At 47.7% G+C, this 24,690-nt stretch carries 30 protein-coding genes; 23 read left to right on the forward strand and 7 right to left on the reverse strand.

The genetic code is table 11. The features are described 5' to 3' along the window. Positions 1-131 precede the first annotated feature (131 nt). Both ACOBQJ_RS02345 and ACOBQJ_RS02350 read right to left on the reverse strand, forming a co-directional pair. Complete coding sequence (locus ACOBQJ_RS02345; protein ID WP_421070117.1) at positions 132-722, reverse strand: carbonic anhydrase; 591 nt, start codon at positions 720-722, stop codon at positions 132-134. Between the two features lie 174 nt (positions 723-896). Then, on the reverse strand, positions 897-1,112 hold the full coding sequence (locus tag ACOBQJ_RS02350) for a DUF3892 domain-containing protein (RefSeq protein WP_421070118.1): 216 nt from the start codon (positions 1,110-1,112) through the stop codon (positions 897-899). Between the two features lie 130 nt (positions 1,113-1,242). Here ACOBQJ_RS02350 and ACOBQJ_RS02355 point away from each other — a divergent pair, with 130 nt between their 5' ends. Next, positions 1,243-2,322: an NlpC/P60 family protein gene (locus ACOBQJ_RS02355; protein ID WP_421070119.1), complete on the forward strand. Its 1,080-nt coding sequence runs from the start codon at positions 1,243-1,245 to the stop codon at positions 2,320-2,322. On the opposite strand, the gene ACOBQJ_RS02360 is transcribed toward ACOBQJ_RS02355, so the two are convergent. Further along, positions 2,310-3,446 carry an HD-GYP domain-containing protein gene (locus ACOBQJ_RS02360; protein WP_421070120.1) on the reverse strand — a complete coding sequence of 379 codons (1,137 nt, stop codon included), beginning with the start codon at positions 3,444-3,446 and terminating at the stop codon, positions 2,310-2,312. The two genes, ACOBQJ_RS02355 and ACOBQJ_RS02360, sit on opposite strands and share 13 nt — an antisense overlap. 88 nt (positions 3,447-3,534) lie before the next feature. Further along, on the reverse strand, positions 3,535-3,849 hold the full coding sequence (locus tag ACOBQJ_RS02365) for a hypothetical protein (protein WP_421070121.1): 315 nt from the start codon (positions 3,847-3,849) through the stop codon (positions 3,535-3,537). Between the two features lie 447 nt (positions 3,850-4,296). Between ACOBQJ_RS02365 and ACOBQJ_RS02370 the strand changes: the two genes are divergently transcribed. From ACOBQJ_RS02370 to ACOBQJ_RS02380, 3 genes are all read left to right on the forward strand, one after another. Next, on the forward strand, positions 4,297-4,623 hold the full coding sequence (locus tag ACOBQJ_RS02370; protein ID WP_421070122.1) for a hypothetical protein: 327 nt from the start codon (positions 4,297-4,299) through the stop codon (positions 4,621-4,623). Positions 4,624-4,869: 246 nt separating this feature from the next. Continuing rightward, positions 4,870-5,388, forward strand: a complete 519-nt coding sequence (locus ACOBQJ_RS02375) for an NUDIX domain-containing protein (protein WP_421070123.1) — start codon at positions 4,870-4,872, stop codon at positions 5,386-5,388. 189 nt (positions 5,389-5,577) lie between these two features. Beyond that, positions 5,578-5,850 carry a hypothetical protein gene (locus tag ACOBQJ_RS02380; RefSeq protein WP_421070124.1) on the forward strand — a complete coding sequence of 91 codons (273 nt, stop codon included), beginning with the start codon at positions 5,578-5,580 and terminating at the stop codon, positions 5,848-5,850. A 77-nt stretch (positions 5,851-5,927) separates the two neighbouring features. Here ACOBQJ_RS02380 and ACOBQJ_RS02385 read toward each other — a convergent pair whose 3' ends face one another. From ACOBQJ_RS02385 to ACOBQJ_RS02395, 3 genes are all read right to left on the reverse strand, one after another. Further along, positions 5,928-6,224, reverse strand: coding sequence for a zinc-ribbon domain containing protein (locus ACOBQJ_RS02385; protein ID WP_421070125.1), 297 nt, complete (start codon positions 6,222-6,224; stop codon positions 5,928-5,930). Positions 6,225-6,400: 176 nt separating this feature from the next. Continuing rightward, on the reverse strand, positions 6,401-7,903 hold the full coding sequence (gene thrC, locus ACOBQJ_RS02390) for a threonine synthase (protein ID WP_421070126.1): 1,503 nt from the start codon (positions 7,901-7,903) through the stop codon (positions 6,401-6,403). A 94-nt stretch (positions 7,904-7,997) separates the two neighbouring features. Beyond that, the gene (locus ACOBQJ_RS02395; RefSeq protein WP_421070127.1) at positions 7,998-8,339 is read right to left on the reverse strand and encodes a helix-turn-helix domain-containing protein; all 342 of its coding nucleotides are present in this window, start codon (positions 8,337-8,339) and stop codon (positions 7,998-8,000) included. Between the two features lie 910 nt (positions 8,340-9,249). On the opposite strand from ACOBQJ_RS02395, the gene ACOBQJ_RS02400 reads away from it, so the two are divergent. The 19 genes from ACOBQJ_RS02400 (at position 9,250) to ACOBQJ_RS02490 (ending at position 24,683) form a co-directional block, all read left to right on the forward strand. Beyond that, positions 9,250-9,741 carry a hypothetical protein gene (locus tag ACOBQJ_RS02400; RefSeq protein WP_421070128.1) on the forward strand — a complete coding sequence of 164 codons (492 nt, stop codon included), beginning with the start codon at positions 9,250-9,252 and terminating at the stop codon, positions 9,739-9,741. Positions 9,742-10,371: 630 nt separating this feature from the next. Further along, complete coding sequence (locus ACOBQJ_RS02405; protein ID WP_421070129.1) at positions 10,372-10,746, forward strand: phage tail fiber protein; 375 nt, start codon at positions 10,372-10,374, stop codon at positions 10,744-10,746. 35 nt (positions 10,747-10,781) lie between these two features. Next, positions 10,782-12,128 carry a DUF3168 domain-containing protein gene (locus ACOBQJ_RS02410; RefSeq protein ID WP_421070130.1) on the forward strand — a complete coding sequence of 449 codons (1,347 nt, stop codon included), beginning with the start codon at positions 10,782-10,784 and terminating at the stop codon, positions 12,126-12,128. Between the two features lie 586 nt (positions 12,129-12,714). Then, on the forward strand, positions 12,715-12,909 hold the full coding sequence (locus ACOBQJ_RS02415; protein ID WP_421070131.1) for a hypothetical protein: 195 nt from the start codon (positions 12,715-12,717) through the stop codon (positions 12,907-12,909). Positions 12,910-12,955: 46 nt separating this feature from the next. Further along, positions 12,956-13,741 carry a minor capsid protein gene (locus tag ACOBQJ_RS02420; RefSeq protein ID WP_421070407.1) on the forward strand — a complete coding sequence of 262 codons (786 nt, stop codon included), beginning with the start codon at positions 12,956-12,958 and terminating at the stop codon, positions 13,739-13,741. A 13-nt stretch (positions 13,742-13,754) separates the two neighbouring features. Continuing rightward, entirely contained in the window at positions 13,755-13,958 is a 204-nt protein-coding gene (locus tag ACOBQJ_RS02425) for a hypothetical protein (protein ID WP_421070132.1), read from the forward strand. Next, complete coding sequence (locus ACOBQJ_RS02430) at positions 13,958-15,424, forward strand: phage tail sheath subtilisin-like domain-containing protein (protein ID WP_421070133.1); 1,467 nt, start codon at positions 13,958-13,960, stop codon at positions 15,422-15,424. Before ACOBQJ_RS02425 ends, ACOBQJ_RS02430 begins: the two co-directional genes overlap by 1 nt. Positions 15,425-15,438: 14 nt before the next feature. After that, on the forward strand, positions 15,439-15,849 hold the full coding sequence (locus tag ACOBQJ_RS02435) for a phage tail tube protein (protein ID WP_421070134.1): 411 nt from the start codon (positions 15,439-15,441) through the stop codon (positions 15,847-15,849). Positions 15,850-15,860: 11 nt separating this feature from the next. Beyond that, positions 15,861-16,265, forward strand: a complete 405-nt coding sequence (locus ACOBQJ_RS02440; protein ID WP_421070135.1) for a phage tail assembly chaperone — start codon at positions 15,861-15,863, stop codon at positions 16,263-16,265. Between the two features lie 165 nt (positions 16,266-16,430). Next, positions 16,431-17,462, forward strand: coding sequence for a hypothetical protein (locus ACOBQJ_RS02445; protein ID WP_421070136.1), 1,032 nt, complete (start codon positions 16,431-16,433; stop codon positions 17,460-17,462). 35 nt (positions 17,463-17,497) lie between these two features. Beyond that, entirely contained in the window at positions 17,498-18,136 is a 639-nt protein-coding gene (locus ACOBQJ_RS02450; RefSeq protein ID WP_421070137.1) for a LysM peptidoglycan-binding domain-containing protein, read from the forward strand. Then, positions 18,133-19,131: an XkdQ/YqbQ family protein gene (locus tag ACOBQJ_RS02455; RefSeq protein WP_421070138.1), complete on the forward strand. Its 999-nt coding sequence runs from the start codon at positions 18,133-18,135 to the stop codon at positions 19,129-19,131. The genes ACOBQJ_RS02450 and ACOBQJ_RS02455 overlap by 4 nt, the downstream gene beginning before the upstream one ends. Further along, positions 19,124-19,555, forward strand: coding sequence for a DUF2577 family protein (locus ACOBQJ_RS02460; protein WP_421070139.1), 432 nt, complete (start codon positions 19,124-19,126; stop codon positions 19,553-19,555). The genes ACOBQJ_RS02455 and ACOBQJ_RS02460 overlap by 8 nt, the downstream gene beginning before the upstream one ends. Further along, positions 19,548-20,003 carry a DUF2634 domain-containing protein gene (locus ACOBQJ_RS02465; protein WP_421070140.1) on the forward strand — a complete coding sequence of 152 codons (456 nt, stop codon included), beginning with the start codon at positions 19,548-19,550 and terminating at the stop codon, positions 20,001-20,003. The genes ACOBQJ_RS02460 and ACOBQJ_RS02465 overlap by 8 nt, the downstream gene beginning before the upstream one ends. A gap of 1 nt (position 20,004) precedes the next feature. Continuing rightward, the gene (locus tag ACOBQJ_RS02470) at positions 20,005-21,597 is read left to right on the forward strand and encodes a baseplate J/gp47 family protein (protein WP_421070141.1); all 1,593 of its coding nucleotides are present in this window, start codon (positions 20,005-20,007) and stop codon (positions 21,595-21,597) included. A 35-nt stretch (positions 21,598-21,632) separates the two neighbouring features. Then, positions 21,633-22,169 (forward strand): putative phage tail protein, encoded by a 537-nt coding sequence (locus tag ACOBQJ_RS02475; protein ID WP_421070142.1) that lies wholly within the window; start codon positions 21,633-21,635, stop codon positions 22,167-22,169. A gap of 94 nt (positions 22,170-22,263) precedes the next feature. Then, positions 22,264-22,839, forward strand: coding sequence for a putative phage tail protein (locus ACOBQJ_RS02480; RefSeq protein WP_421070143.1), 576 nt, complete (start codon positions 22,264-22,266; stop codon positions 22,837-22,839). Between the two features lie 12 nt (positions 22,840-22,851). Then, positions 22,852-24,075 (forward strand): phage tail protein, encoded by a 1,224-nt coding sequence (locus ACOBQJ_RS02485; RefSeq protein ID WP_421070144.1) that lies wholly within the window; start codon positions 22,852-22,854, stop codon positions 24,073-24,075. A gap of 227 nt (positions 24,076-24,302) precedes the next feature. Further along, positions 24,303-24,683: an RHS repeat domain-containing protein gene (locus tag ACOBQJ_RS02490; RefSeq protein ID WP_421070145.1), complete on the forward strand. Its 381-nt coding sequence runs from the start codon at positions 24,303-24,305 to the stop codon at positions 24,681-24,683. The last annotated feature ends 7 nt before the right edge of the window (positions 24,684-24,690 follow it).

The raw sequence follows: 24,690 nt of genomic DNA on the forward strand, positions 1-24,690 counted from the left end.
AGGGTTCTGCCAAGTAATCAGTGCACATGGCTTGAACGAAGTTTAAGCCAGCGTCTTTTAGGCGCTGGCTTGTAATAAGCCCTTATAGGGCTGGTTCAAACCACCCCATTTTGGGGTGGTGATGATTCTAATTAAATAAAAACCACTTCTCCGGATCCGAGATGGTATTTGGCGCCGATTACAGTCAGGTGCCCGTCTTTAATAAAATGCTTTACAATATGGCTTTCTTTAATTTCATCAATGGTGGCCTTAATATTTTCAAGGCAGCATTTTTCATACAGGTCGCTGCCCGACGCCCCGGCGGCCCTTGCTTTTTCGGCTGACGGCGCGATTTTGGAAACGATCGCCGCAATACTGCCCGGCGCTTCGCCGCCGTCTACAGTAGCCTGTACGGCGCCGCACTTTTCATGGCCCATTACAACAAGGAGCGGGGAACCGAGGTGTTCAACCCCATATTCAATACTGCCGACAGCAATCGGATCAACGACGTTTCCCGCTGTGCGGATTACAAAAAGATCCCCGAGGGCCTGGTCGAATATCAGTTCCGGCGGCACCCGGGAATCAGAACATGTAACAATTATGGCAAATGGTTTTTGGCCTTTGCTGACCAGTTCATCCCGCCTAGCTTTTCCCGTGTCTTTAACCGCCGGATTCCCCGTAGTAAATCTTTTGTTTCCATCTTTTAGAAGCTGCAGCGCTTCATTGCCTGAAATATTGCCCATTAAAAACACCTCTCTATGAAAATTTTGCCAACTGACTGGACTGCTTTAATAATTATACCATTAAATCAAAAATTTTCTTAAGAATAATAAAATAATATACCTGTATACATTTATTTAGAAAAGGCGCCAGCCTTCGGGGCTTAACGCCAAATCTTCCACATTATTCAGTTTTCTTTAAAAAGCGGGGAGGTTGTCCAGGTTGTTGTCTTCACTTCCGTCGGGATTGCTGCGCAGGTATTCTCTGCCGCTCCTGGCTTTTGCCACGTTAACTCCTTCAATTTTTCCGTCCCTGGCCAGCATGATGGCGTCATTTATGCTGTACACATTGCCGCTGATCATCACATCCGTGATATCACCCTCAGAATTCTTTTTAATTGCTTCAATTTTCATTATTATCCCTCCTGTTTTAGTATGCCCAAGAGGTTTTTCAATCCATTCCGCGAATTTGATTAAAACATTTTTATTTATCAGTACTATAGGTTATCTTATTAACAGGATACTTTTTGTGGTGGCGGATGATATGGACAAAACATCAAGGGGACTTTTGATTGCTGTTATCCTGGCAGTGTTATTATACCTGGTATACCAGTTTTCCACGGGCTATCCCCTGGCAGAACGTTTAAAGCCGCCCGGGAAGAAACCAGCGCCTATTGCTCCGGATAACGGCCAAAACGCTCCTGATACGGCTGACAGCCCCGAACGGGGCGCGGTAAGGGTGGCCGCTACAGTGTTCTGGTGCGAACCGGGACAGGCCAGGGATTATGACAGGTCACTATTGAAAGAAAATAATGACCCCGCCGGCTGGGCCGGCGGAATGGATGGCGATATGCGTTTGTGGCTGGTGGGGAAAGCTGAGACCATGGCCCTTTACGGTGAGCCGGTAGTAGTCCTGGAGCGCCGGGGCGACTGGGTAAAGGTTGCTGCCGAATCACAGAAAACATCGTTAAATGTCCTGGGTTACCCGGGCTGGGTACCCGCTTCTCATATAGCAATCGACCATTTGTACAATAAAGAGCTAAAAAACCTGCCAAACGTCGTGGTGGCTGATAAATCAGCCCTGATATTTAAAAATCCCGCACTGACAGAGCTGCGGGCGGAGGCCGGTTATATGACCAGGCTGCCCCTGCTGGAAGAGGGGGAACAGACAGTGACCGTGCGGCTGCCGGGCGGGGATTGCGGTTACCTGTCCCGCGGATGTATAAAAAAAGCCAGTGATTTGTATTTTTCACAGGCCGGTATTGTTGAAGAGGCAAAAAAATTTTTGAATTTGCGTTATATCTGGGCGGGCACGACGCCGTATGGATTTGACTGTTCCGGTTTTACCATGCGGTTGTACCAGTCGCAGGGTATATCCATACCCCGGGATGCCGACGAGCAGGCCAGGGAGGGCACGGCTGTCGCCAGAGAGGACCTGCTGCCGGGAGACCTGGTTTTTTTCGCGGCCAAGGGAGGCCTCGGACAGATCCACCACGTCGGTATGTATATCGGAAACGGGATGATGATCCACTCCCCCAACAGCAGCTGCGCTGTAACTATACAAGCGGTGGAAAGCGGTGCCTACGGTGAGGAATACTGGGGTGCGAGGCGCTATGCCAATTGAGTTATTAAATTATTTTTTTGCATCTTTTTAGCAGCTTCTATTTCTTCCTGGTCCATGACCTTTAAAACGGTCTTTTCTTTTTGCAGTGAAAGATCAACGTCAATCGGCTCCGCTAACTTACCGCCAGCGTCGTCGTACAGTATTTTAACTTTGGGGTAAAGAGGAAAACCTTTTGGTGTTTCAACCACTATGGCGATTTCATTCGAGCTCAACCTGACCAGGGAACCGGCCGGATAAGCGGCGATGTTGCTGAGAAAAGCGAGTACCAGTTTATAGTCAAAGAAATAGTTGCCGGAACCGGCCAGCATTTCGTACGCCTCAAAGGGCGGGTGCGCCTTCCGGTAAACCCGGTCGGCGGTCATGGCGTCAAAAACGTCCGCTATCCCCACGATCTGAGAAAATTCGTGAATGCTGTTGCCGTTAAGCCCTTTCGGGTAACCTTCACCGTTATACCGCTCGTGATGCTGCAGCGCGATTATGGCGGACAGCACTTTTATGTTTGATTCGCCGTCGTTGAGAATAGTATATCCATATTCGGAATGCTGCTTAATAACATTAAACTCTTCATCATTCAGTGGGCCCGGCTTATTGAGGATATAGGCGGGGATGAGGATTTTGCCCATGTCATGCATCAAAGAGCCCATGCCGAGTGTCATCAGCTTTTTACGGTCGTATCCCAAAGAGATGCCGGTGATCAGAGAAAGCACACAAACATTTACCGAATGGCCGAAAAGGTAGTCATCAATACTGCGTATGTCTATGAGGTTCACCATAAGGCTTGGGTTTTCAATTAACTGGTCAATTATGCCGCTGATAGTGGACCTGGACTCATTAATGAGGGCGTTATCCAGGCGGGATTTGGAAGATTTGTTCCCGCCGAGAATATTTCTGACCAGTTTTATAGCCGCTACTCTGCTCTTTTCATCAATAACATCACTGACATAAAAGTCAGGCAGACTGTCATCGATTATATAAAGAGCCGGGATGCCCAACCTTTTCAAACTGTCAATATAACCGTCATTAAGGACGACACCCCTGCTTATTAAAGTCTCACCCCTGCTGTTAAAAATATTGTGGCCTACTTTCATGCCCGGCTTAAGTAAATTAGTCGACACTCTTCTCATAGCAACACCTCAAATTTTTACACAAATATGACGTTAAAACTTCTCCTGTTAAGTTTTCGTCATAAAACGATAAATCTTTATAATCTAATTACTCGTTATCATCATACATTTCACTAATCAGACAGGGTATAGAACCTGATACCAGTTCTCCTGTCTCCAATACCACGTAAATTAACCTGCCGACCGGGTTGTCTATAACCAGCTTGGGGTCAATCCAAACCTTTCTGCATTTTTCCTGCTCACAGGTGCCGTAATCGGAGCAGTGTCCGCAGCATATGCTCCCGCAGTCCTGGTTGTCCAAAAAATGGTCGGAGCATCTTGGAAGCCCGCTGTCTCCTTCTTTAGTGTATATATATTGGCAGCAGTCGGCTCTTTCTTTAACACTCAAATTTGTAAAGTCCATATTTACTCTCCTCATTAATAAATTTAATAATGTCAGAAGGGATCGCAGTATAATTTTATTTTATTCTTAACTAAGATCGGAAATCCTTTATTAAATTCACTCACCACTTATTTAGTATAAAAATAATTTTTAAGAGGCTGGAATGCTTGTGAACACATGCAGGGCAGATAATAAAAAAATTTAAGTGTTCTAGATGAAATAATAAATAAAATGAGGAAATAAACAATAATTTATAGGTATAGGAGACTAAAAAAACATTGTTGAAAAAATATTTTTTGTGGTAAAAGCTCATTATTTGTTTTATATTGCTATAATAATTTAAAAAAAGCCTAGGCTAAACACTTTTTGAAAATTTACTCCGTAAAATAAAATTTCTAAGTATGTTTGACAAATGCTTAATTTTTTTTTATAATCTATTAATAATACTAAAAAATGGGAGTGTTGAGAATGCCTTTTGAAGTTTATAAACCTCGCGGTGAAAGAGTGCCTAAATTGCCATTGGTGACTATATCAAAGAATTCTATAGTATTAAACAAACATGCCCGTGAAAAGTTGAATACAGAAAAAGTTGAGTTAGCTTATGACAAAGAAAAGAATGTTATCAGGATAAAAGCTACAGAAGACGGTCAAAATATCAAAAAGACGAAAGTATTTAGCAGAGGATTTTTTAATCATTTTTACATAGGCGCTAAAGGTAAATATCAGGCAAAATATGACGAAAAAGAAAATGCACTTTATGTAAACCTTGATCAAAACATGGAAAGCCCGCAGTAATGCGGGCTTTACTGATTTCTTAACCAAAACGGCCGGTGATGTAATCTTCTGTTCGTTGATCTAAAGGTTTTGTGAATAAGGAGCAGGTATCAGGTATCCCCGCACTCAACCAGTTCGCCATTAAAAATCCCTTTCAATATCAATGTTCAGTAATGGCCTTTTATCGAACCAGCCCCAATCATTTTTTGCATGGTTATCAGGGGGTTTTAATGTATAATTGTGATATGAGTAAAACGAGGTGTAATTATGAACCAGCGGTTTTTTTACTGCCCGAAATGCGGCGGCAGCCTGGAATATAGAAGTTACGGGGAAAGAGAAAGGCTGACCTGCACGGTCTGTAAATATATCTTTTATGAAAACCCTGTCGTGGGGGTAGCGGTAATAGTACTTAATAAAGACGGGCAGATCCTCCTGGGCAGGAGAAACGGAAGCTACAGCGGCTTGTGGTGTATACCCTGCGGCTATGTTGAGTATGACGAGGACGTATTTGACGCGGCTGCCCGCGAATTTAAGGAAGAGACCAACCTGGACGTTAAGATTAACGGGGTTTATACGGTACAGTCAAATTTTCATAACCCGGAAACGCATACTGTGGGGATCTGGTTTATGGCCGAGGTCACAGGCGGTGAATTAACAGCGCAGGCTGACCTGGACGCGGTGGGATACTTCGACCTGGCCGCGCCCCCCGAACTGGCTTTCCCGACTGACAGCCTGGTGATCGAAAGCCTGCGGAGCAAGGTGGATTTTTGCCCCTCTCCAAAATAATTTACCTTAATGGACATGATTTTGTTTACCGTAGAACAAATCCTTTGCCACTATTCAAGATATATTCATGTATAGAACTTGAGCCATAATCTGTTTGTCAACTGGAAAGGGAGATCATAAAGTTATGTCGAATACCATTTGAGTTAATAATGGGGAATTTTATATTCACTTGGAAACGGGATGTACAATATGCAGCATTATATAATACCGGCCGCCGGCCTGACTGTTTTCTCTTTCATATGCAACCTGCCGCTGGGACGGTGGCGCTCCACGGTTAAAAAGTTTTCTGTTAACTGGTTTTTAGCCGTACACCTGTCTATACCTCTGATTATCTTCCTCCGGTTAAAACTGGGCCTCAGCGCCTGGGATATTCCGCTGAACCTGGCGGCCGCGGTGGCCGGTCAGTTTGTGGGAGGCTCTGCATGGTACAGGGAAGGGAGAAGCCGGAGCACAAACGTATAAAAACTTAATAATTTAGGTACCAGGTACCAAAGATAAATAAAAAGAGGCAGCTGTCAGCTGCCTCTTTTTCATCAGTTTTAGTAGGTCTGCACCTGGCGGAAACAGTCGCTGCAGTATACAGGCCTGTCTCCACTCGGCTGGAAAGGAACCTCGGTGTCTTTCCCGCAGCTGGCGCATACCACAGGGTACATTTGGCGCCTCTGGCGGAAACCGCCGCCGGTATTCCGTCTCTCGTTTTTCCGGGCTGCGCGGCAGCTCGGGCAACGACCAGGATCATTGGTGAATCCTTTTTCAGCATAGAATTCCTGCTCCGATGCGGAGAAAGTGAATTCATTGCCACAGTCGCGGCATGTCAGATAACGGTCTTGATACATTAAAAAACCCCCTCGAATAATTTTAGCCCCATTGGATTAGGATGTTCAAATTGAGTTCCCTAACCAACGTAACAGGCTGAGAGAGGGAATTGACAGACCTAACCGTGAGAACCGTTTAATTCTAACACAACATTTCCCAAAAGTCAAATATTTCAAGATGTAAAACTGTATAAAAATTATATGTCAAGCAGAATATTTTTTACAACCTCAGCCATATTATCCCTGGCTGTGCTTGTCTTATGCAGGACCGGTTTCCGGTCCAGGTCCTTAAGCCCCGGCGGAATATCCGAACCGCTGGCTTTTGATAAGACCTGTAAAAGTTCGAACTCGTCTTTCCCCCTGGTTGCTTCATCACCCAGGATGGCTTTGACGACGCTTTCGTTAAACTTGAACGGGCTGGCAGTAGAGGCAACAACTGTTTTTGCGGTGTCTCCCGTGGCGCCGGTGTATTTTTCGTAGACTTTCATGCCAACCGCGGTGTGAGTATCCATAATGTACCCGTTAATCTGGTAAACTGACCTGATCGTCTCGATCGTTTCCCTGTCATCAGCATAATCCGACCACAGTATTTCCTGTAATTTGTCCCTGGTAGGCGCGTCAACCTGGTAGGACCCCGTCCCGTTTAAGTCGGCCATCCACTGGCGCACCCTGGCGGGGTCGCGCCCGGCGAGATGATAGAGCAGGCGTTCCAGGTTGCTTGAAATTAAAATGTCCATGGAAGGGGAGATAGTCTTAACAAAGTTTCTGCTCCGGTTGTATATGCCGGTGCGGATAAAATCAGTCAGCACGTTGTTTGAGTTGGCCGCGCAGATAAGCCTGTTGACCGGCAGGCCCATTTCCTTGGCGTAATATGCAGCAAGGATGTTGCCGAAGTTGCCTGTCGGGACCACGAAGTTAATTTTATCACCAATGGAGATAACATTTTTCGCGGCCAGGTCAAGGTAGGCTGAAAAATAGTACACTATCTGGGGCGCCAGCCTGCCCCAGTTGATAGAATTGGCTGAAGAAAGCCTGTAATTGGATTTTTGCAGATCCAGGTTATAGCCCTCGTCCGCAAAAATTTTTTTAACCCCGGACTGCGCGTCGTCAAAGTTGCCCCGGACCGCGACGACTGCCACATTGCCGCCTTCCTGGGTAATCATCTGCAGTTTCTGGACCTCGCTGACGCCCTGCTCCGGGTAGAAAACGATAATCCTGGTGCCGGGCACATCTTTGAAACCTTCCAGGGCGGCTTTGCCGGTATCTCCGGAGGTGGCCACCAGAATTACAATAGTAGATTTCTCTCCGGTTTTAACGGCCGCCTTGGTCAGGAGATGGGGCAGGATCTGCAGGGCCATATCTTTAAAGGCGCAGGTGGGGCCGTGCCAGAGTTCAAGTATGTACAGCGAGTCGTTCAGCCTGTGGACCGGGGCAAAATATGGCGAGTCAAAACTCTCAGTATTGTAGGCCAGCTTCACGCACTCCCTGATTTCTTCTTCAGAATAATCGTCCAGGTATTCCTTTAATATTAAATATGCCCGTTCCCGGTAATCAAGGTTAACCATATCGAGCAGCATTTTCCTGTCAAAAACCACGTTTTCACTGGGGACGAACAGCCCTCCGTCAGGTGATATGCCAAGCTTGACAGCCTCTGCCGCCGATACCCGCCTGTAATTGCCCCTGGTGCTTTCGTAGAGCATCTTTTTATTTGCCTCCTGAAAAATGATAGCGACATTAACATTAAACTATATAAACACCTGATAGTAAAGGATTAAATGAAAAAGCCCCTCCCAGCTATTTTAGCTTATATCTGGAAGCTATATTTTCAATTTTTTCCCAAAGCACCTTTATCTCTTCCGGAGATCTTCCTTCTTTTTCCCATTCATTAATAACCTTAATGTAATGAACAATAATATCCATGTACTTTGAAGGAGTTAAAATGTTGGTTCTCCCGAGTAAATAGTCAGTACTGACATTGAAGTAGTCCGCTATTCTTTGAAGTGTTGCATAATCAGGTTCCCGTTGTCCTATTTCATACATCGATAATGCGCCTCTAGATATTTTAAGTATTTTTGCAAGTTTAATTTGGGTTAATTTCTTTGATTTTCTTAAGGAAATGAGCCTTTTTTTAAACATTATCAACCCTCACTAATTCGCTAAAATACGACAATATATTTCATTGACTGCCACGAAACGTTGCATTATTATAAAACAAAATATTTCAATTTTCTACACCTTTAGAATGATAATCTTAATTTTTTTTATTCAGTATTTTACATATTAAAGTAGATATGTATAAAAATTCTGATAATATTATAAATCTACCAATTCTATATAATTATAATCTTTTGGAGTTAAATCAACTAGAAATACATAACCGGTAGTTGGACAGGATTGTGGAGTACAGCTTGAAGCTGGCGGTTAAAACAGTCTGCATGATAAGGTTGAAAAATTTTTAGTTTTTATCTGCACGGTGCCGCAAGAGTTAAAAGCCGATCCATAATGCTATTAAGGGAGCTGCCGCCAAGGCGGCTTTATTGTATACCAAATTTTTTATATTTTCATCAGTATAAAGCTTTAATAACGGAAAAGAACGTGAAAATATAAAAACCTATTGATAGGATATTACCATTTTGGTAATATATTATATGTATAAAGAACATATGTTCGATCTCAAGTGTAGGACTTTTACTTATCCCGGGATAATTCCTGTTCCTTGTATTACATTCAAAAAGTAGTACAAGGGCTATAAATAGGTAACTAAAAACATTAATAAGAAGTATTTGATAATAGAGCATGTTTCTGTTTACGGGGCTTAGCTAATAGAACTAATAAAACTAAGAGCGCGAAATTAGGCGCGGACATGGTATCCGCGCCCAATCTTTACTGAAACGGATAGATAATTCAAGACACTCAGCTTCGCTCAAATAAGTTATTTATTCGCTAAAACAGATTGGCTAGGCGTCTTCAACAAAGGGTAATACTTTGGCCAGCACGGCTAAAAAGACAGGCCTTAACAAACGAAGCTTTAAAAGGAGGCAGATAAATGGAGGTAGCTCTTTTTGAAAGTGAAATACGGGAAGATAATAAAATCGTGTCAGCCTGGCTTCTGTACTATCCTGAGCGAAGAAAGGAATACTGGCGCCGGAGAGAAGAGATAATCCACAACTCTGCCCCCCTTTATAATAGCGTGCCCGGCGGGAAAAATAAAATAGGAGATCCTACCGGGAGAAAGGGCCAGAAGTTGGCGGATCTCCAAGAAACCGAACGATGGCTGGAACTGGTGGAAGAAGTAGAGCGGCGACTGTCTTGGAAAATGCAAGTCTTTTTGAACCTCCGCAGGGAGTATCGGCATGCCAGGGGACGACAGGGGTGGACGGCGGCAGTACAGTGGAGGTTTTCACATGAAGTTGCCGAGCGGTTGGGGAAGAGACCGGAGGATACATGGGTTGAGAGTAGAAATACATTTACCCGGTGGTGGGACAGAATTGTAGAGTACACGGTAAGATTGGCTGCAAAAAACGGTTTACTATGTTAGGTTTTAGAATTTGTTCTGTTAATTTATTTCTGCACTGTGCCACAATAGGTAAAAACCGATCAATAATTGTTATTAAGTAAGCCGCTGCCTAGGCGGCTTTGGTATTTTTATGTTTATTGCAGGTGGTTAGAATAACAGTGAGCAGGGGAAGTGTTCCCTGGAGATAGCTGCTTGGCTGGGACAATAGCCGGAGGATGAATTGGTGGAGAGTAGTACATATTAAAACAATGGCAAGACAGTATTTTGGAGTACGGGGTGGAACTGGGAACAACGAGGCAGTCTCGTTTTAGTGTAGATAAATTATAAAAAATTTTATTCTGCACAGTGCCACAAAGGAGAAAAGTGGATTTAATATGATAGCAGGGAGCCATCCGATAGGAGGATGGTTATTTTTATTAGAGTAATGACAGAGCTGGGTTAAATGGCTCTGTTTTTACTTGTTGAGGTGGTGCTGGCAAAATGATATAAGAAAGCAGCAATCTATATGGATCCTGGTGCGAATCAAATCTTCGTTAATATCCTGGATTAATAATGCCACAGGCCTGTCGGTTACTTCTAACAGTGGAGATATTAAGATACAACGGCAGGCTACCGACTCAAAAATTTTAACTCTAGAAGGAGGGAAGACAAATGCCGTTTACAACTGCAACAGCGAATAAGATTCTAGACAAGATCCTGCGCGGTGTTGATTTTACTCCAGCAACAAACCTCTATATAAGTCTCCATACTGCTGACAGTGGGGATAATGGGGCAAACGAAGTAACTGGTGGGAGCTATGCTCGTCAAGCTATTACCTTTAACGCTGCTAATAGCAAACATGCCGATAATCCGTCTCAAATTGAGTTTGCCGGAATGCCGGCCTGCACTATAACTCATGTCGGTCTTTGGAGTGCATCAACCCTAGGAGATTTCTGGTGGGGCGGAGACCTTACCGCAAGCAAGACTCTGAATGCAGGAGATACCTTACGGTTTCCAGCTGCGGATGTTGACGTTAATCTTGTATAGGACGATAAGACGTCCCCAATATAGGGGTGAGTTAAATGCCAAGTCAATCGAAAAGTGCGGGCAGCGCAGTGAGCGATACAGGTGTCTCGCCTTATACAGACCAAGCATGGGTAAATCCTAGTTATATTACTGCCGATGACTCCAACTACGCATCTATAACATCAAACCAATTCGATATAGGTAAATATTCCCAAAGGATGTTTGCTTACAACTTTGGTTTTAGTATTCCATTAAATGCCACTATAGAAGGTATACTAGTTGAGATCAAAAGATATTGTGGTTCTGGTAGTGTTGCAGATGATTATATCTACCTGAATTCAACCGGGGTGGTAGGAAATAACAAGAGCGCGGGTGCTTCTTGGCCAGGGATAGAACAGTATAATTCTTTCGGAGGAAGCACCGATCTCTGGGGCTGGTCAAACTCTTCTCCAAGTGCTGTAAATGCTAATAACTTCGGTGTTCATCTAGCCTGCCACGCTACATCTAACAACAGTGATATTTATGTAAACCATGTAAGAATTATAATTAATTATACAGAAGAACCAATGGTTGTTACTGGTGCCGCAAGTCTTACAGGTCAAGGCAATGTTTCAGCACAGGGGTATGCACCAGTCATAGGCTCTTCTATAGAAATTGCAGGGCAGGGAGACTTATCATCTGGTAGTATTAAAGTCCGGCAAGGATCTGTAACAGTAGATGGTACAGGAGCTCTCAATGGAACAAGTAATCTAGTTAAAAACGGATTTGCGAATCTCGAAGGGCAAAGTTATCTTTCTGGAGACGGAATAGATATCGCGGAAGGTGAAATCCAGTTTTCCGGCCAGGGCGATATTACCGGGACTGGAATTCACATCATTAATGTAATAGCTTATCTTGAGGGAATCAGTACCCTAGAGGGTTTTGGAAATCAGATATTAGTAGGTTATGCTCAAATAGACGGTTCAGGTAACTTACAGGCAACAAGTGAAATGGGGAATTTGGATATGACATCACTTTGGGAGATCCAGAATGCGATTTATACAATCTTAACAAACGACTTAATTCTAATGGGAAAAATCACAGGTGTTTTTGACAATGTTCCTAGCGGCCAGTCCTATCCATATGTAGTAATTGGTGAAGCTAAAGAAACGTCGGTAGATAACTTTGGCAAGCAGGGCCGGGAAGCGACAACCACATTACACATATGGAGCCAGGCTACCAGTTTTGAAGAACCACTCAGTATACTTGATGATTTAAACCGGTTGCTCGATAGAGCAAACCTTAACCTCACCCGTTTTGTTACGATACGCTGTGGGTATGATTCAGCTGAAACCATTCGCGATCCTGACGGGATAAGGCGACATATCCCGGCAAAATACAAAATATTAGTTGAGGAGGTATAACAAAATGTCAGCATTAGCCGATATAATGGGAAGGTTATGGTTGGCACATATACAGTGGCGGAAATTTCTATGAAGTATATGAGTTTATCTACAGTCTGAGCACCTTTAGGGGTGCTTACATATTAGAGATAAGCTAAGCTACAGGGGGTGGCTGGTTTAACGGTGTATCGGTAACATGCCTTCAGGCGGTTTGTGCTATATTTTCCCCGACAGCAAATGAAAATAATTACCTGAGGAGGGTGGCCAAGCAGGTTAGCGCTTTATAGCTTCTACCACGGTCAAGCCTAACTGGGGCAACCAGAAACTGTTATAAAAATATAACAACTTGGGCCGGAATAGGTAGGTTATTTGTTTGCGTCCTGCTTGCTGAAAACAGTCAACTCTATTGATGTGTTGTTCGACTGTCTGATTTAAAATCAGCCTCAAGACGACTGTTCGTCAAGGAAAATTCTCAAACACGAATTGGACGTATAAATGCTATTTAGTGACTTTAGCAGCCATGGGCGGATATGAGATGTTCTCAGATCCGAGAGCACAAAAGCAAAAGTTGTGGTAGTTACATCTCCTCTATTAAGGGATGTATCATATGCTCGTTAAAAAGCTTAAGAATTTGTACTTAAAAAATTTTTCTGCACGGTGCCACATGAGGGAAAAAGCGACCCATAATGCTATTAAGGGAGACTCCACCAAGGCCTTGGTGTCTATAACTGTAAGGAAGGGTGGTGAGAAAAGGTATGGGGGGGAAACGTTGGAAGGAACCTTGAAAGGAAGGTTGAGATAACATGACTATAATGATTGCTAAAGAAATAGCACAATATTTACAAGCTATGGGGGAGGGAACGCTAAACACAAATATTTTTGTGGATATACAACCAGACGCGCCAGACAACATCCCCTTCCTTACCGTTTACGACAAAGGTGGAGTCTCTCCTCAGGACCCGCCTGAAAATTGGCGCGAGTTGTATATCCAGGGACGGAACATTGATCACCAGGATGGCTACGACCGTATCTGGCGCATATTAAACCTAATTTTACGTCCCACAGCTGGTTTTATAGAAGTTGGAACAAATAAATACACAGCCCAACTCCAAGAATTACCATCTATGTCAGGCCGGGATCTTCAAAACAGGTATTTGTTCGGATTTCGGGTAATCATTCGTAGTGTTAGCGATATTTCGACGGGTGATGAATGGCTTGACACACTTGCAAGTTGGACCGGGACAATATTAACGGGCTGGACGGTATATAAAGTTTGGCAGGGCAATAACAGGCCGTCCGTTACCTGGCGTTTGTCCACTGTGCAGGTGACGGAAAAGGCTAAAGCTGTGTTCGAGGTAAGAAAGAAGTATACCGGTGAGGTACTGGGCAATACAACATACGAATTGGTTTTCGGCACAACAAAGTTAGTTCAGGAATTGGGAAGTACTATTAAACTGACGCTGGACGCATTAAACAAGCGGTACCTGACGGTCAGCACCCCGACAGCGGATTTGCGGGAAGATTCTTTGACTGCCGGGCAGGTATCCGTGGTTTTGAGCAGGCTGACGAGCAGACCGTCGGAAGAAGCACCGATTATGGCGGGAGTGCATCATAAAGGGATAATTATAAATTAGCGAGGTGGTTAAAATGGCTGGCAGAGGTAAAAAAAATAATGTTGCAACCATAATTCCCGTATACCCCCGGGAAGAGCTTCTGGCCAAGTCAGAAGCTCTTTTTGGTGTAAAGCCGGAGGTTCTTCACGGGGCTCTGCACGGTGATGTCCGCGCGGAGTTTCCGTTGGAGGAAGTAAAAAGTATGATTAAATCATTTTTAAAAAGGAGGATTAGCTAATGGCAGGAGGAAAATGGTCTCCCACTGAGCTGCCGGTATTACCAGGCTTCTATCTCAACTTTCAGGCGGCGGCCCTGGCCGCAATCAAGGCGGGTTCGCGGGGCACGGTGATTGCACCGGTGAAGGCGCACTGGGGCCCGGTGCGGCAGTTCGTTGAGGTGACAAGCGAAGCGGGCGCGACTGACGCCTATACCGCTGACGTGACAAACGGGGCTACCGCCTACAACACGCTAAGATTCGCCCTGCTGGGCGGGGCCAGCAAGATACTGGCCTACCGGCTGGCGGACAGCAATGCGGCGGCAGCCACGGTGACGCTGCAGGACACCAACGGGACGCCGGCGAACGTGCTGCGGCTGGACGCGAAATATCCCGGCGCGAGGGGCAATAGCTTTAAGGCGACGGTACAGGTGAACGCGTTGGACGGCAACAAGAAGGATATCTTGCTGTTCGAGGGGAGCGCACTTTTACGGACGTTCACATTCGACAGCGGAACCGTCCAGGCGGCGGTGGATACGGTGAACGGAGATATAGGTAACAAGTGGGTAACGGCCACCAAGCTGGCGGATGGAACGGGTGTCCTCGCCAATGTGACCAATTCTCCCTTTACGGGGGGCAACTCGGGAATTGCAACGGTTATGTCTGACTACATCGACGCCCTGGCTGCGTTTGAAACGCAGGAGTTCAACCTGCTGACACTGGACGGAGTATATGATCCGGCCATCCAAACCAGCGTGGTTTCCTGGGTGAGCCGGGTGCGTGACGAGGGTAAGGGCGTAATAGCTGTCCTAGGCGGTTCGGCAGCGGATGATACGGCCGCGGACGCGGTGAACAAGGCGACTACGCGCAGCGTGGGCTTCAACCATGAGGGCGTGGTCAACGTGGGCACCGGCGTGGTGCTGAACGGCGTGAGTTACTCCAGCGCCCAGACGGCAGCCTACGTAGCCGGGCTGATTGCGGGGCAGAAGCTCAGCGAGTCGACGACCTACGCCGCTACTCCCTTTGACGACGTGACCAGGCGCTGGACCAAGAGCGAGATGGAGGAGGCGGTACTGAACGGGGTGTTTCTGCCTTTCCACGATGGACGCATGGTTAAGGTGCTGCGAGGGATGAACTCGCTGGTGACCCTTCGCCAGGGACAGAACAACAGTTGGAAGAAGATCCGCACAATCAGGGTGATGGACGCCGTCAATAGCGATTTGGTGAAAACGGCGGAGGATAACTATATCGGCAAGGTGAACAACACCGAAGAAGGCCGCCTGGCGCTGATCGGGGCCTGCAAGCAGTACATGCTGACACTGGCCCAGGGGGGCGTGATCGAGGCGATTGACTACGACGTCTACGAGGACCCGGATTATTACGGTACTGGACATCCACTCACACCGGAGCCGGACCAGGTCTACTTGAAGTGGGAAGCCCGTCTGACCGATGTGATGGAACTGATCTTCAGCACATTTATAGTGAAATAGGGAGGTGTGATTAAATGGCTTTGGACGCAAGCAGGGCAATACTGGGTACCTACGGGTACCTTTACATTGACGGTCAATGGCAGACCAACATAAACCATCTCGAAGCGACAGTGGAGATGGAGAAAAGGGAACTGCTGCTTTCGGGTGACGCCTGGAAGCGGCACAAAAAAGGCCCTATGAAAGGGACGGGCACCATGAGCGGTTTCAAGGTGACCAGCGAGATGTTACAGAGGGGCTTCGGCAAGTTCGAGATCATCTCCAAGCTGGACGACCCGGAGTCCTACGGGCACGAACGGATCAGGCTGAAAAATGTGATGGTTGACGGACTGCCTCTGGCTAATTGGAAGGCCGGCGAAGAAGTGGTGGAGGAGATCAAATTCACCTTTGAGGAATACGAGCTGCTCGACCCGATTGTAGCCGGTTAGGAGTGGAGACAGTGAGCTTTGAAAAAATGACTGAAGATCAAATACTCCAGCGTCTTCTTGAAACTGATACTGTGCCGGAGCGGACGGTTGTAGTCCCAAGGCTGAATATTCCTGTGACTCTAAGAGGTCTTACCGGAAAACAGGTCTTCAGTATCAGAGAGCGCTGCTCCGAGAGGAATGAAAGACGGGGGCGTGTTACTGAGCGCCTGGATGAAGAACAGTTTAATGTTGCGCTGATAGCGACTGCCACGGTCAAGCCTGACTGGGGCAACCAGAAACTTATCAATAAATTCAACGCTTCGGGACCGGAGGAGGTTATCAAGCGCATACTTCTCGCGGGAGAACTTTCGGCGCTCAGCAACATAGTACTCGACCTGTCCGGCTTTAATATCAGTCTGGAAGACGTAAAAAACTGATTAGCTCCGGGGGACTGGCAGGGGCGCTGCACGCCATTTGGGTGCGGCACCACCTGCGCCCCGGAGAGTTCTGGCGGCTGTCCAGGGGAGAGCAGCTTTTTTTGCTTGCGAGTATTTCCCTGGAACTTGAGGCTGAGGTAAAGGCCAGGAAGGGGGTGCCACGACGTGGCCGGAGATAAAAAAGATGCCATAGATCTATATATTAATCAAGAACAGCGGCTTAAGGAGGCTTCAAACTATCCGGGTTATGACATTCCCTTTTGGGATTTGTCTGAAAATGAAATTTTTAAAGACGTAATATCAAGCTTTATATCTGATATTTATATTGATCAAATGAAGGAATTTATCTATGCGGGAAAATCGCCAAGTAAGTTAATTTCACTTTTAGGACCGCTGGGTTTTGCTACTGAAGTGTGTGAAACAAGTAATGATATCGCTAAGATGGTAGAATATAGTGATGTTAAATATTATGGTGATTATGAAAAAGGAAAAGAATTTGCTGGACTTTTTATGAAGACAGCAATGTTTAAGCCTTTAGGTATGTATCTTACAAAGAGGATCCGCATTCCATTTTTAAGTACTGTTTTGCAACATGGTATAGAGCAAGTTGGATATAAGTTTGGAAAATATGTGTACGATCACCCGGCTTTTCCTCCAGAAGCTGCTATTGGTTCGGAATCTCTTCCCAATGGGTTGGAATGGGAAGATTTATTGAAGCTTCCCGCTCCTGTATATTCGCTTTCTTGGAATAAGGAAGATTTATTAAATCAAGAAACTTTTCGTTCTCTTTCCCCTAATATGGAAGAATTATTAAACGAAGAGTATTTAAAATCGCTTTCCCCTAATACGGAGGAATTATTACAGCCTTATGTTCTACCTCCCGAGGAGGCGATGGGCGATGAACAGGCTTTTCGTTCTCTTTCCCCTAATATAGAAGAATTATTAAACCAAGAAACTTTTCGTTCTCTCACCTTTGATAACGAAACCCTTGGCGACGAAGAGATTTTCCGTTCTACTCTCCAGCCGGAATCGGACCATGGCGATCAATACACCGAGCAGGAAGTTAATAACCAGAATGTTACTGTTAACATCGCTGTGGAAGGGCAAGGGGACGAAAACGGGATCGTCAATAAGTTAGTGGCCAGATTGGGCGAGGTATTTGAAAACATGAACACATCTGGTTTTGGTGTTGTATAAAATTTTTATCAAAAAATTGAGGAGGAGTGCCTCCTATGGATTTTTATTTAATAGACCCAGCCGGACCGGAGTTCCATTTTCCGGTCAACCCGGCGAAGGTGACCATCCGGCGGGAGAAGCTTACGGACGTTGTAAATATAATTAACCTGGGTCAAGTGGAGTTTCCGCATGGGGAGAAGGTGAAAGAGATCACCTTTTCTTCATTTTTTCCCAAAGAATACGACTCCAGCTACTGCCGCTACCCGGATATCCACGACCCGCAGGAGGCGATGAATAAGCTCACCGCCTGGATGATGAGCAAGAAGCCTGTGCGACTGATGATCACGGAGACGATTGTCAACGTCCTGGTACTGGTAAGTGCCCACACGACTACCTTCAGGGGTGGAGAACCGGGGGACGTCTACTTTGACCTGACCTGTCACGCCTGGCAGGAACTGAAAGTGAGGACGGCGGCGGAAATTTCGGTCGCCCTGCAGGGTGCCGAGCCGAGGCCGGACACCAGGCCGGTGCCGGCGGTATACGAGGTGAGGACAGGCGATTCGCTCTGGGCTATAGCGAAGATGCAGTACGGCGACGGCAACAGGTGGCGGGAGATTTACCAGACCAACGAGGGGATTATCGGGCCGGACGCCGACCTGATCCTGCCGGGCCAGAAGCTGGTGATGCCGCAATGAGTGACTTTACGCTGAACAGGTACGAGGTGGTGCTGGCTAATCAATACTTCCTGCGGGAACTAGTGGAAAGGATCACCCTGGAGGACTCGCTGGATGAGATCGCCTACCGGGCCTCGGTCAGGCTGGTGGTGACGGACGACTTCCAGCAGATTGGGATCGCTCCGGGTCAGGAGATAAGAGTGTCCGGGGTGCCCTTCGGGGGTAGTGGTATGGTGTACCTGCTGCACCCGGGAATGGTATGGCAGTGCGATAGTGAAACGCGGGGGCAGAAGCATATTAATGTAACTGTTTACGACAGGACGATATACCTGGCCAAGAGCGAGGACGAGTACCTGTTTCCGGCCGGGCAGACGTCCACTCAAAGGTTGGAGCGATATGCCTCGGACTGGGGACTGGAATTGGGCCAGGTGGCCGACACGGGGGTCGCCCTGGCCAAGGCGGTGTACCGCGCCCGGCCCATTTACTCTATGATTATGGCGGACTTAAAAGAAACAGCCGTCAAGGGAGGGGACATGTATCGTCCCCGGATGACGCCGGATGGTCTGGGGTTGGTTAAGCTAGGAAGTAACGAAACGGTCTGGGCCTTGGAGGCGGAGCGCAACGTGGAGGAAATCAGGCAGCGGCGCAGCCTGGAAGGAGCGGTTACTCAGGTAAAGGTGCTTGGGAACGCACCGGTGGAGGAACGTTCTCCGGTGCTGGCACTGGTAACCGGCGAGACGGATCGGTACGGGACACTGCAGAAGGTGCACAGCGACCCCAAACTGACCGATGCCGGGGCGGCACGTTCGGCTGGTGAGAAGAAGCTTTGCGGGATGCAGGAAACTATAACTGTGGCGGGTCTGGATATTAATACGATTCGTGCCGGCGACAAGGTCAAGCTGAATAACATTGACCTGCTGGTGAACTCGGTGCGGCATGAACTGGGCGCACCGGGCAGGATGACCCTGGAACTGGCGGGAGAAGAGTATGTGAGGAGGCGTTACTATAGTGACTAATCCTTACAAGGAACTTGCCTCAGTAATAGAGAAGCGCATGGCAGGCCACGCCGCACGGGCTGTCTCCGGGACTCCGTGCGAACTGGGGACGGTTACAGCGGGCGGTTTGAAGCTGGACTCGTTTAAATACGAAATAAAGGACTACCTGGTGGCGGACTGGCTGATAAGACAGGAAATCCCGCAGCCGAGAAGGGTGATCAAAACTGCTGCCCCTGTAAACGCAGACGGCAGCGATATACCAAATTCAACTGTGTATTCCCATTTCACCCGCATTGACTACCAGGGAGGCGGTGGAGCAGACAAGATCGAGGATGTCCGCCATAACCTGTCAGTCAGCCTGAAGCCGGGGGATCGGGTTTTGGTTATCCCGGTGAACGGCGGTCAGGACTTCGTAGTAATTTGCAAGGTGGTGCCAAATGCCTAACTTATTTCCTATAGAAATAGTGAACCCGCTCCCTGAAATAACGGGAACAGGCGCCGGCCAGGTTCGTTTCGGCAGGAGCTGGCGCTTTGACTTCGACAGCGGGGACTTCGTACTGACGCCGGCAGGCCAGGTGGCCGAGTGCGGTAACGAGGAGGCCTGGTTGGAGTGGTGCCGAAAGGCGCTGATGACCGCCAGGTACCGCTACCTCGTTTACTCGCGGAACTATGGGCAGGAGTTTGAAGACCTTATAAGCCGGCATCTGAACCGGGCGGGGAACGAAAGTGAAATCAAGCGAATAACAACCGAGTGCTTGAAGGTAGACCCGAGGACATCCGGCGTGGACAACTTTACCTTCACCTGGGAGGAAGACACATGCCAGTTTACATGTGAGGTAACCAGTGTGCTCGGCGGCAGCGGGACTATGAATGGAATGGTGGTGATCGGATAAGATGGCTGTATTGCCGGAATACTTGACTGAGCAAACAGAGGAAGCAATAAAACAGAGAATCCTTGACGCCCTGCCGGACGATCTTGACAAGACGGAGGGGAGCTACATCTGGGACGCGGTCTCCCCGGTGGCGATTGAATTGGCGCTGGCGGCCATATGGGCAAAGGAGGTCCTGCGCAGGGGTTTCGCTTCGACGACTTTTGGCGATTACCTGGACCTGCGCTGCGAGGAGCACGGCCTGACCAGGATAGCGGCGGTGAAGGCTACAGGGACGACTGCAAAGGGTAACTCGTTGACGATTACGGGAACGCCGGGAAAAGTAAACGCAGGGCTGAGGGTTGCTACCCAGGCTAACCCTGTTACGAATACTCCTTCTATTGAGTTTTTAACTACCACGGAGTGTAATATCGAAAGTGGCGGAACTGGAACTGCCGATATTGAGGCCGTGGTGGCGGGGACAGGCGGCAACGTACCAGCCGGGGCTATCAGCGTGGTGGTGGACCCCTACGTGGGGGTCACGGGAGTGACGAACTCCGCCCCGATTACCGGGGGGCTGAACACGGAAACCGATGCTGCGCTCCTGGCCAGGTACCTTCAAAAAGTGAGGTCCCCCTCGGCGGGAGGGAATAAGGCCGACTACTTGAACTGGGCGCTGGAAGTGGCTGGAGTCGGGGGAGTCGCGGTAACCCCGGTGAGGGACGGCCCGGGGACGGTGAGCGTGGCGATCATCGGGACGGACAAGGCCCCGGCGAGCCAGACCCTGGTGGATGCTGTACAGAACTATATCGCCCCGTCCTGGATAAACGAAAAAGAGGCCGAAAACATGACGATCGGCGGCTTTGGAGTTTTTCCCGACAATCAGCCGGACGACACAGGGAGTTCAGTCAAGATAGTGTACGACACTTCCGGGATTGGAACGGTAACTCATACAAATGTAAACAGCATCCTACAACAGCCCGGCATCTGGCAGGCCCGGAACCATCTCAAGGTTGACAATATCTCAGGAGTCAACGACCTGCTGGAAGTAGGGATGTATAATGTTTCTGGCGCTGTTTGGTGTAAGACCAGGCCGGAAGGATCGACTGACGCCAAGATCACGCTTAAGGCAAGTGACCTTGGTACAACCTTTACAGATAAGATCGTGGAGTTTTATTGGAACGGGTCGGATCAAATCGAACTACGGATAAAACGCCTTGCACCCGATACCACGGCCGTGGAGGTATGTTTTGACCGGACGGTGTACCGTTCCACATTCAGTAAGGACACCGGGGAAGGTAAGGCGCCGGTGGGCGCCAGGGTAACGGTGGAAAAGGCGACCGCGGTTTTGATTAATGTCTCAGCTACGCTAACCATTATGCCGGGTTACAACTCCACCAGCGTGAAGGCGGCAGTGGAGCAAAACATAGAGGACTACATCAGGGGCCTGGCGTTTACTGAGGACAACGACGTGCGCTACGTGCGGATCGGAAACGCCATCCTGGATACGCCGGGCGTGCAGGACTACACCGGGTTTACGGTGAACGGGGGTACGGCCAACATTACTGTGGGTGCCCAGGAGGTGGCGGTGAAAGGGACGGTGAGCCTGCTGCCATGAGTGAGTATCCGGTAACATCAGCAAGGGGGCAGAAGATGACCGGTTACCTGCCGTGCTACTATCAGTCTTCGAGGGTGATGAGGTCGATCGTCCAGGGCCAGGGGAGCGAGTTGGACAAGCTGAGACAGGCGCTGGACGAGACCCTCGACCAGTTTTTCGTGAACACGGCGACATGTCGCCTAGGGGACTGGGAGGCCGAACTCGGCCTGCCGGTGGCCCCGGCGCAGCCTGAGACTGAACGGCGCGACAAGATCATGTCGAAGCTGCGGGGAATGGGCACCTGCACGATCAAGCTGGTGAAGCAAGTGGCGGAGAGCTACGACGCAGGTGCCGTGAACGTGGCAGAAGACTTCACGGGTTACCTGGTAATAGTGAAGTTTGTGGACACGCGTGGATTGCCGCCGAACATAGAAGACTTGATGGCGGCAGTCCGGGACATAGTGCCGGCGCACCTGGAAATCCTGTACGAGTACAGTTATTTCCTGTGGGACGATCTTGACGAAAAGGTTTGGACCTGGGATCAGCTCGATACGCTTGGGTTGATGTGGGATCAACTGGAGGTATACGTTTAAATCCGGAAAATACTCGAAGCCAGTAATTTAAGCCGCTTAAATAGCGTCATGCTTTATTTTAAAGTTCTGTAACAGTAGGTGGTGAGCAAATAACATGAGTGATTATCCAATGACCAGCGCAAGCGGGCTGAGGATGCTGGGCTGTCTTCCCGAGTATTACAAATCCAGCCGGGTAATTAAAACCATCAGTCAAGTGAGAGGGGAGGAGGTAGATAAACTTCGCCAGGCGCTTGACGAGACGCTGGAGCAGTTTTATATCAACACGTCGACCTGGAGCCTGGATGACTGGGAGGAGGAACTGGGACTGCCTCTCGCGCCGGAGCAGCCGGAGTCTCAGCGGCGGCCAAAGATTAAGTCCAGGATCCGGGGAAAGGGCACCTGTACCATTAAAATAGCCAAAGAGGTCGCGGAGAGCTACGAAAACGGCACGGTGGAGGTAGTGGAAAACCACCCTCAGTATCTGGTGCTAATTATTTTCGTAGATGTCTTCGGGATACCCCCGAACATGAACGATCTGATGGCAGCCTTAAGGGCGGTGGTACCGGCGCACCTTAGTATTCAGTATCAATACCGCTGGACTCTTTACGGCGATATCAAGACCTGGGGGCTTACCTACGGAGACCTTAAGACGTTAACCTACGGCGGGATTAAAACTTATAAACCTTCATAGGAGGTGGAACAATTGCAACAAACTGCCAATTACGGCTTTTTAAAGCCTGAAGACAATGAAGCTTTTGACGAGCAGGCCCACGCTAATACAAATATGGATGCCATAGATACCCAAATAAAGACCAGGGCAGATGATCATGCTGCGCATTTGGCCGATAATGTGCCACATATACCTTACGCAATAGCATCGGGTGCAACTAACGTATATATTGTTACTCTCAACCCGGTGCCTGCTTCTTATACCGAAGGTATGGCTATAGCTATTAAGATTAGTATTGAAAACACTGGGGCTTCAACAGTTAATGTCAATGGGCTCGGCGTAAAAAGCATTAAGAAGCCAAATGGAAACGATGTGTCGGCTGGCAACTTAAAGGCTGGAAGTATATACACCCTTCGTTATAACGGAACAAATTTTATCTTACAGGGTGAAGGAGGTGGTGGAACTGCAACTACAGGTGACGTCCTGGCAGGTAAAACCTTTACTAATGACAGCGGTGAACAGGCAGGCGCTATGCCTAATAGGGGCGCTGTAGTACTGACCCCTGGAACAACTAACCAGGCCATAACTGCAGGGTATCATAACGGCTCCGGTTATGTACTAGGGGACGCGGACTTAATATCTGCAAATATTAAAGCCGGAGTTAACATTTTCGGGGTGGCCGGTAACTCTAATGTGATTAATACATCACCAGGTACCGCTGTAGCCGGGGATATTTTAGCGGGTAAAATAGCTTTTGTTGATGGCGCACAGTTAACAGGTACGATGATAAATAGGGGCGCTTTAGCAATAACCCCTGGAACGGCCCAACAAGCTATAGTTACGGGATACCATGACGGTAATGGTTACGTACAGGGTGACTCTGACTTAACTGCAGCGAACATAAAAAAGGACGTGCTTATTTTTGGAATAACAGGGACATTTCAGGGCCGAATTGCTACTGGATCTCTTACAATTACTGACAGCAATTATACGCAGCAGCGTACCATTTCGGGCTTAGGTTTTCAGCCCACATGGGTACACCTAGAACAAACAGGATTTAGTACTTCACGCTTTATTGCCACAAAAGGCAGTATATTAGGGGTTTCGTTAATAACTATGAACTGGATGAGGAACGACGGGGGCAGCACCGAAGTAAGTGCTCAAATTGCCTTTACGTCGGACGGGTTTACATTCTATCCCCGTGACCCTTATGATAGTACAGAAACAATATACTGGTGGGCTGGTAAGTTTGACTAAGGAGCTAAAGATGGAAGCAGGGAGGAGGTTCTCTTGCTTCCTGTTTTTCTGTAAGACGAGATAAAGCTGAAACATTGATAGTGGATGATTCTGCTTCATTATAAAAGGTTATAAGGTACATACATTAAACCTGCAAAAGCCTTTGTGATGACTGATGCGAAGAACCGGACAAAAAATTTATTCGATGCTCTAATATTAATGTGGGATTTATTGGAGGTGAATGAATAATGCCAGAAATAACACCAAACCTCGGCCTTAAAAAACCTCTCAGTAATGAGACGGTCAGTCGGGCCGCCTATAATGAGAACTTGGACATTCTCGAATCAAATGCCATGGCAAAAGGATTAGATGCCCAGGACATCAACAAAACTAAGGTCTTGAATATTGAAATCGACGGACGGAATGTAACCCTGGCATACGATGGAAGCGGTCGACTTCAAACAATCACCGAGAAGGATGGGGTGACAATGGTTGACACGGTAACCCTGGCCTATGACGGAAGTGGAAATCTGCAGACACTTACGGAAATAGCTGGAGGTTCCACAATAACAACGACACTCGGATATACAACTGGGAAATTAACTTCTATCACGCCAGTGGTGACATAGGAAGGGG

This window comes from Pelotomaculum propionicicum, assembly GCF_048984525.1.
GTDB classification, from domain to species: Bacteria; Bacillota; Desulfotomaculia; order Desulfotomaculales; family Pelotomaculaceae; genus Syntrophopropionicum; species Syntrophopropionicum propionicicum_A.

Excerpts from the sequence above, each read along its gene's own strand:
- ACOBQJ_RS02345 (WP_421070117.1), bottom strand. The coding sequence starts at position 722 with ATGGGCAATATTTCAGGCAATGAAGCGCTGCAGCTTCTAAAAGATGGA.
- ACOBQJ_RS02350 (WP_421070118.1), bottom strand. The coding sequence starts at position 1,112 with ATGAAAATTGAAGCAATTAAAAAGAATTCTGAGGGTGATATCACGGAT.
- ACOBQJ_RS02355 (WP_421070119.1), top strand. The coding sequence starts at position 1,243 with ATGGACAAAACATCAAGGGGACTTTTGATTGCTGTTATCCTGGCAGTG.
- ACOBQJ_RS02360 (WP_421070120.1), bottom strand. The coding sequence starts at position 3,446 with ATGAGAAGAGTGTCGACTAATTTACTTAAGCCGGGCATGAAAGTAGGC.
- ACOBQJ_RS02365 (WP_421070121.1), bottom strand. The coding sequence starts at position 3,849 with ATGGACTTTACAAATTTGAGTGTTAAAGAAAGAGCCGACTGCTGCCAA.
- ACOBQJ_RS02370 (WP_421070122.1), top strand. The coding sequence starts at position 4,297 with ATGCCTTTTGAAGTTTATAAACCTCGCGGTGAAAGAGTGCCTAAATTG.
- ACOBQJ_RS02375 (WP_421070123.1), top strand. The coding sequence starts at position 4,870 with ATGAACCAGCGGTTTTTTTACTGCCCGAAATGCGGCGGCAGCCTGGAA.
- ACOBQJ_RS02380 (WP_421070124.1), top strand. The coding sequence starts at position 5,578 with ATGCAGCATTATATAATACCGGCCGCCGGCCTGACTGTTTTCTCTTTC.
- ACOBQJ_RS02385 (WP_421070125.1), bottom strand. The coding sequence starts at position 6,224 with ATGTATCAAGACCGTTATCTGACATGCCGCGACTGTGGCAATGAATTC.
- thrC (WP_421070126.1), bottom strand. The coding sequence starts at position 7,903 with ATGCTCTACGAAAGCACCAGGGGCAATTACAGGCGGGTATCGGCGGCA.
- ACOBQJ_RS02395 (WP_421070127.1), bottom strand. The coding sequence starts at position 8,339 with ATGTTTAAAAAAAGGCTCATTTCCTTAAGAAAATCAAAGAAATTAACC.
- ACOBQJ_RS02400 (WP_421070128.1), top strand. The coding sequence starts at position 9,250 with ATGGAGGTAGCTCTTTTTGAAAGTGAAATACGGGAAGATAATAAAATC.
- ACOBQJ_RS02405 (WP_421070129.1), top strand. The coding sequence starts at position 10,372 with ATGCCGTTTACAACTGCAACAGCGAATAAGATTCTAGACAAGATCCTG.
- ACOBQJ_RS02410 (WP_421070130.1), top strand. The coding sequence starts at position 10,782 with ATGCCAAGTCAATCGAAAAGTGCGGGCAGCGCAGTGAGCGATACAGGT.
- ACOBQJ_RS02415 (WP_421070131.1), top strand. The coding sequence starts at position 12,715 with ATGCTCGTTAAAAAGCTTAAGAATTTGTACTTAAAAAATTTTTCTGCA.
- ACOBQJ_RS02420 (WP_421070407.1), top strand. The coding sequence starts at position 12,956 with ATGGGGGAGGGAACGCTAAACACAAATATTTTTGTGGATATACAACCA.
- ACOBQJ_RS02425 (WP_421070132.1), top strand. The coding sequence starts at position 13,755 with ATGGCTGGCAGAGGTAAAAAAAATAATGTTGCAACCATAATTCCCGTA.
- ACOBQJ_RS02430 (WP_421070133.1), top strand. The coding sequence starts at position 13,958 with ATGGCAGGAGGAAAATGGTCTCCCACTGAGCTGCCGGTATTACCAGGC.
- ACOBQJ_RS02435 (WP_421070134.1), top strand. The coding sequence starts at position 15,439 with ATGGCTTTGGACGCAAGCAGGGCAATACTGGGTACCTACGGGTACCTT.
- ACOBQJ_RS02450 (WP_421070137.1), top strand. The coding sequence starts at position 17,498 with ATGGATTTTTATTTAATAGACCCAGCCGGACCGGAGTTCCATTTTCCG.
- ACOBQJ_RS02455 (WP_421070138.1), top strand. The coding sequence starts at position 18,133 with ATGAGTGACTTTACGCTGAACAGGTACGAGGTGGTGCTGGCTAATCAA.
- ACOBQJ_RS02465 (WP_421070140.1), top strand. The coding sequence starts at position 19,548 with ATGCCTAACTTATTTCCTATAGAAATAGTGAACCCGCTCCCTGAAATA.
- ACOBQJ_RS02470 (WP_421070141.1), top strand. The coding sequence starts at position 20,005 with ATGGCTGTATTGCCGGAATACTTGACTGAGCAAACAGAGGAAGCAATA.
- ACOBQJ_RS02475 (WP_421070142.1), top strand. The coding sequence starts at position 21,633 with ATGACCGGTTACCTGCCGTGCTACTATCAGTCTTCGAGGGTGATGAGG.
- ACOBQJ_RS02480 (WP_421070143.1), top strand. The coding sequence starts at position 22,264 with ATGAGTGATTATCCAATGACCAGCGCAAGCGGGCTGAGGATGCTGGGC.
- ACOBQJ_RS02490 (WP_421070145.1), top strand. The coding sequence starts at position 24,303 with ATGCCAGAAATAACACCAAACCTCGGCCTTAAAAAACCTCTCAGTAAT.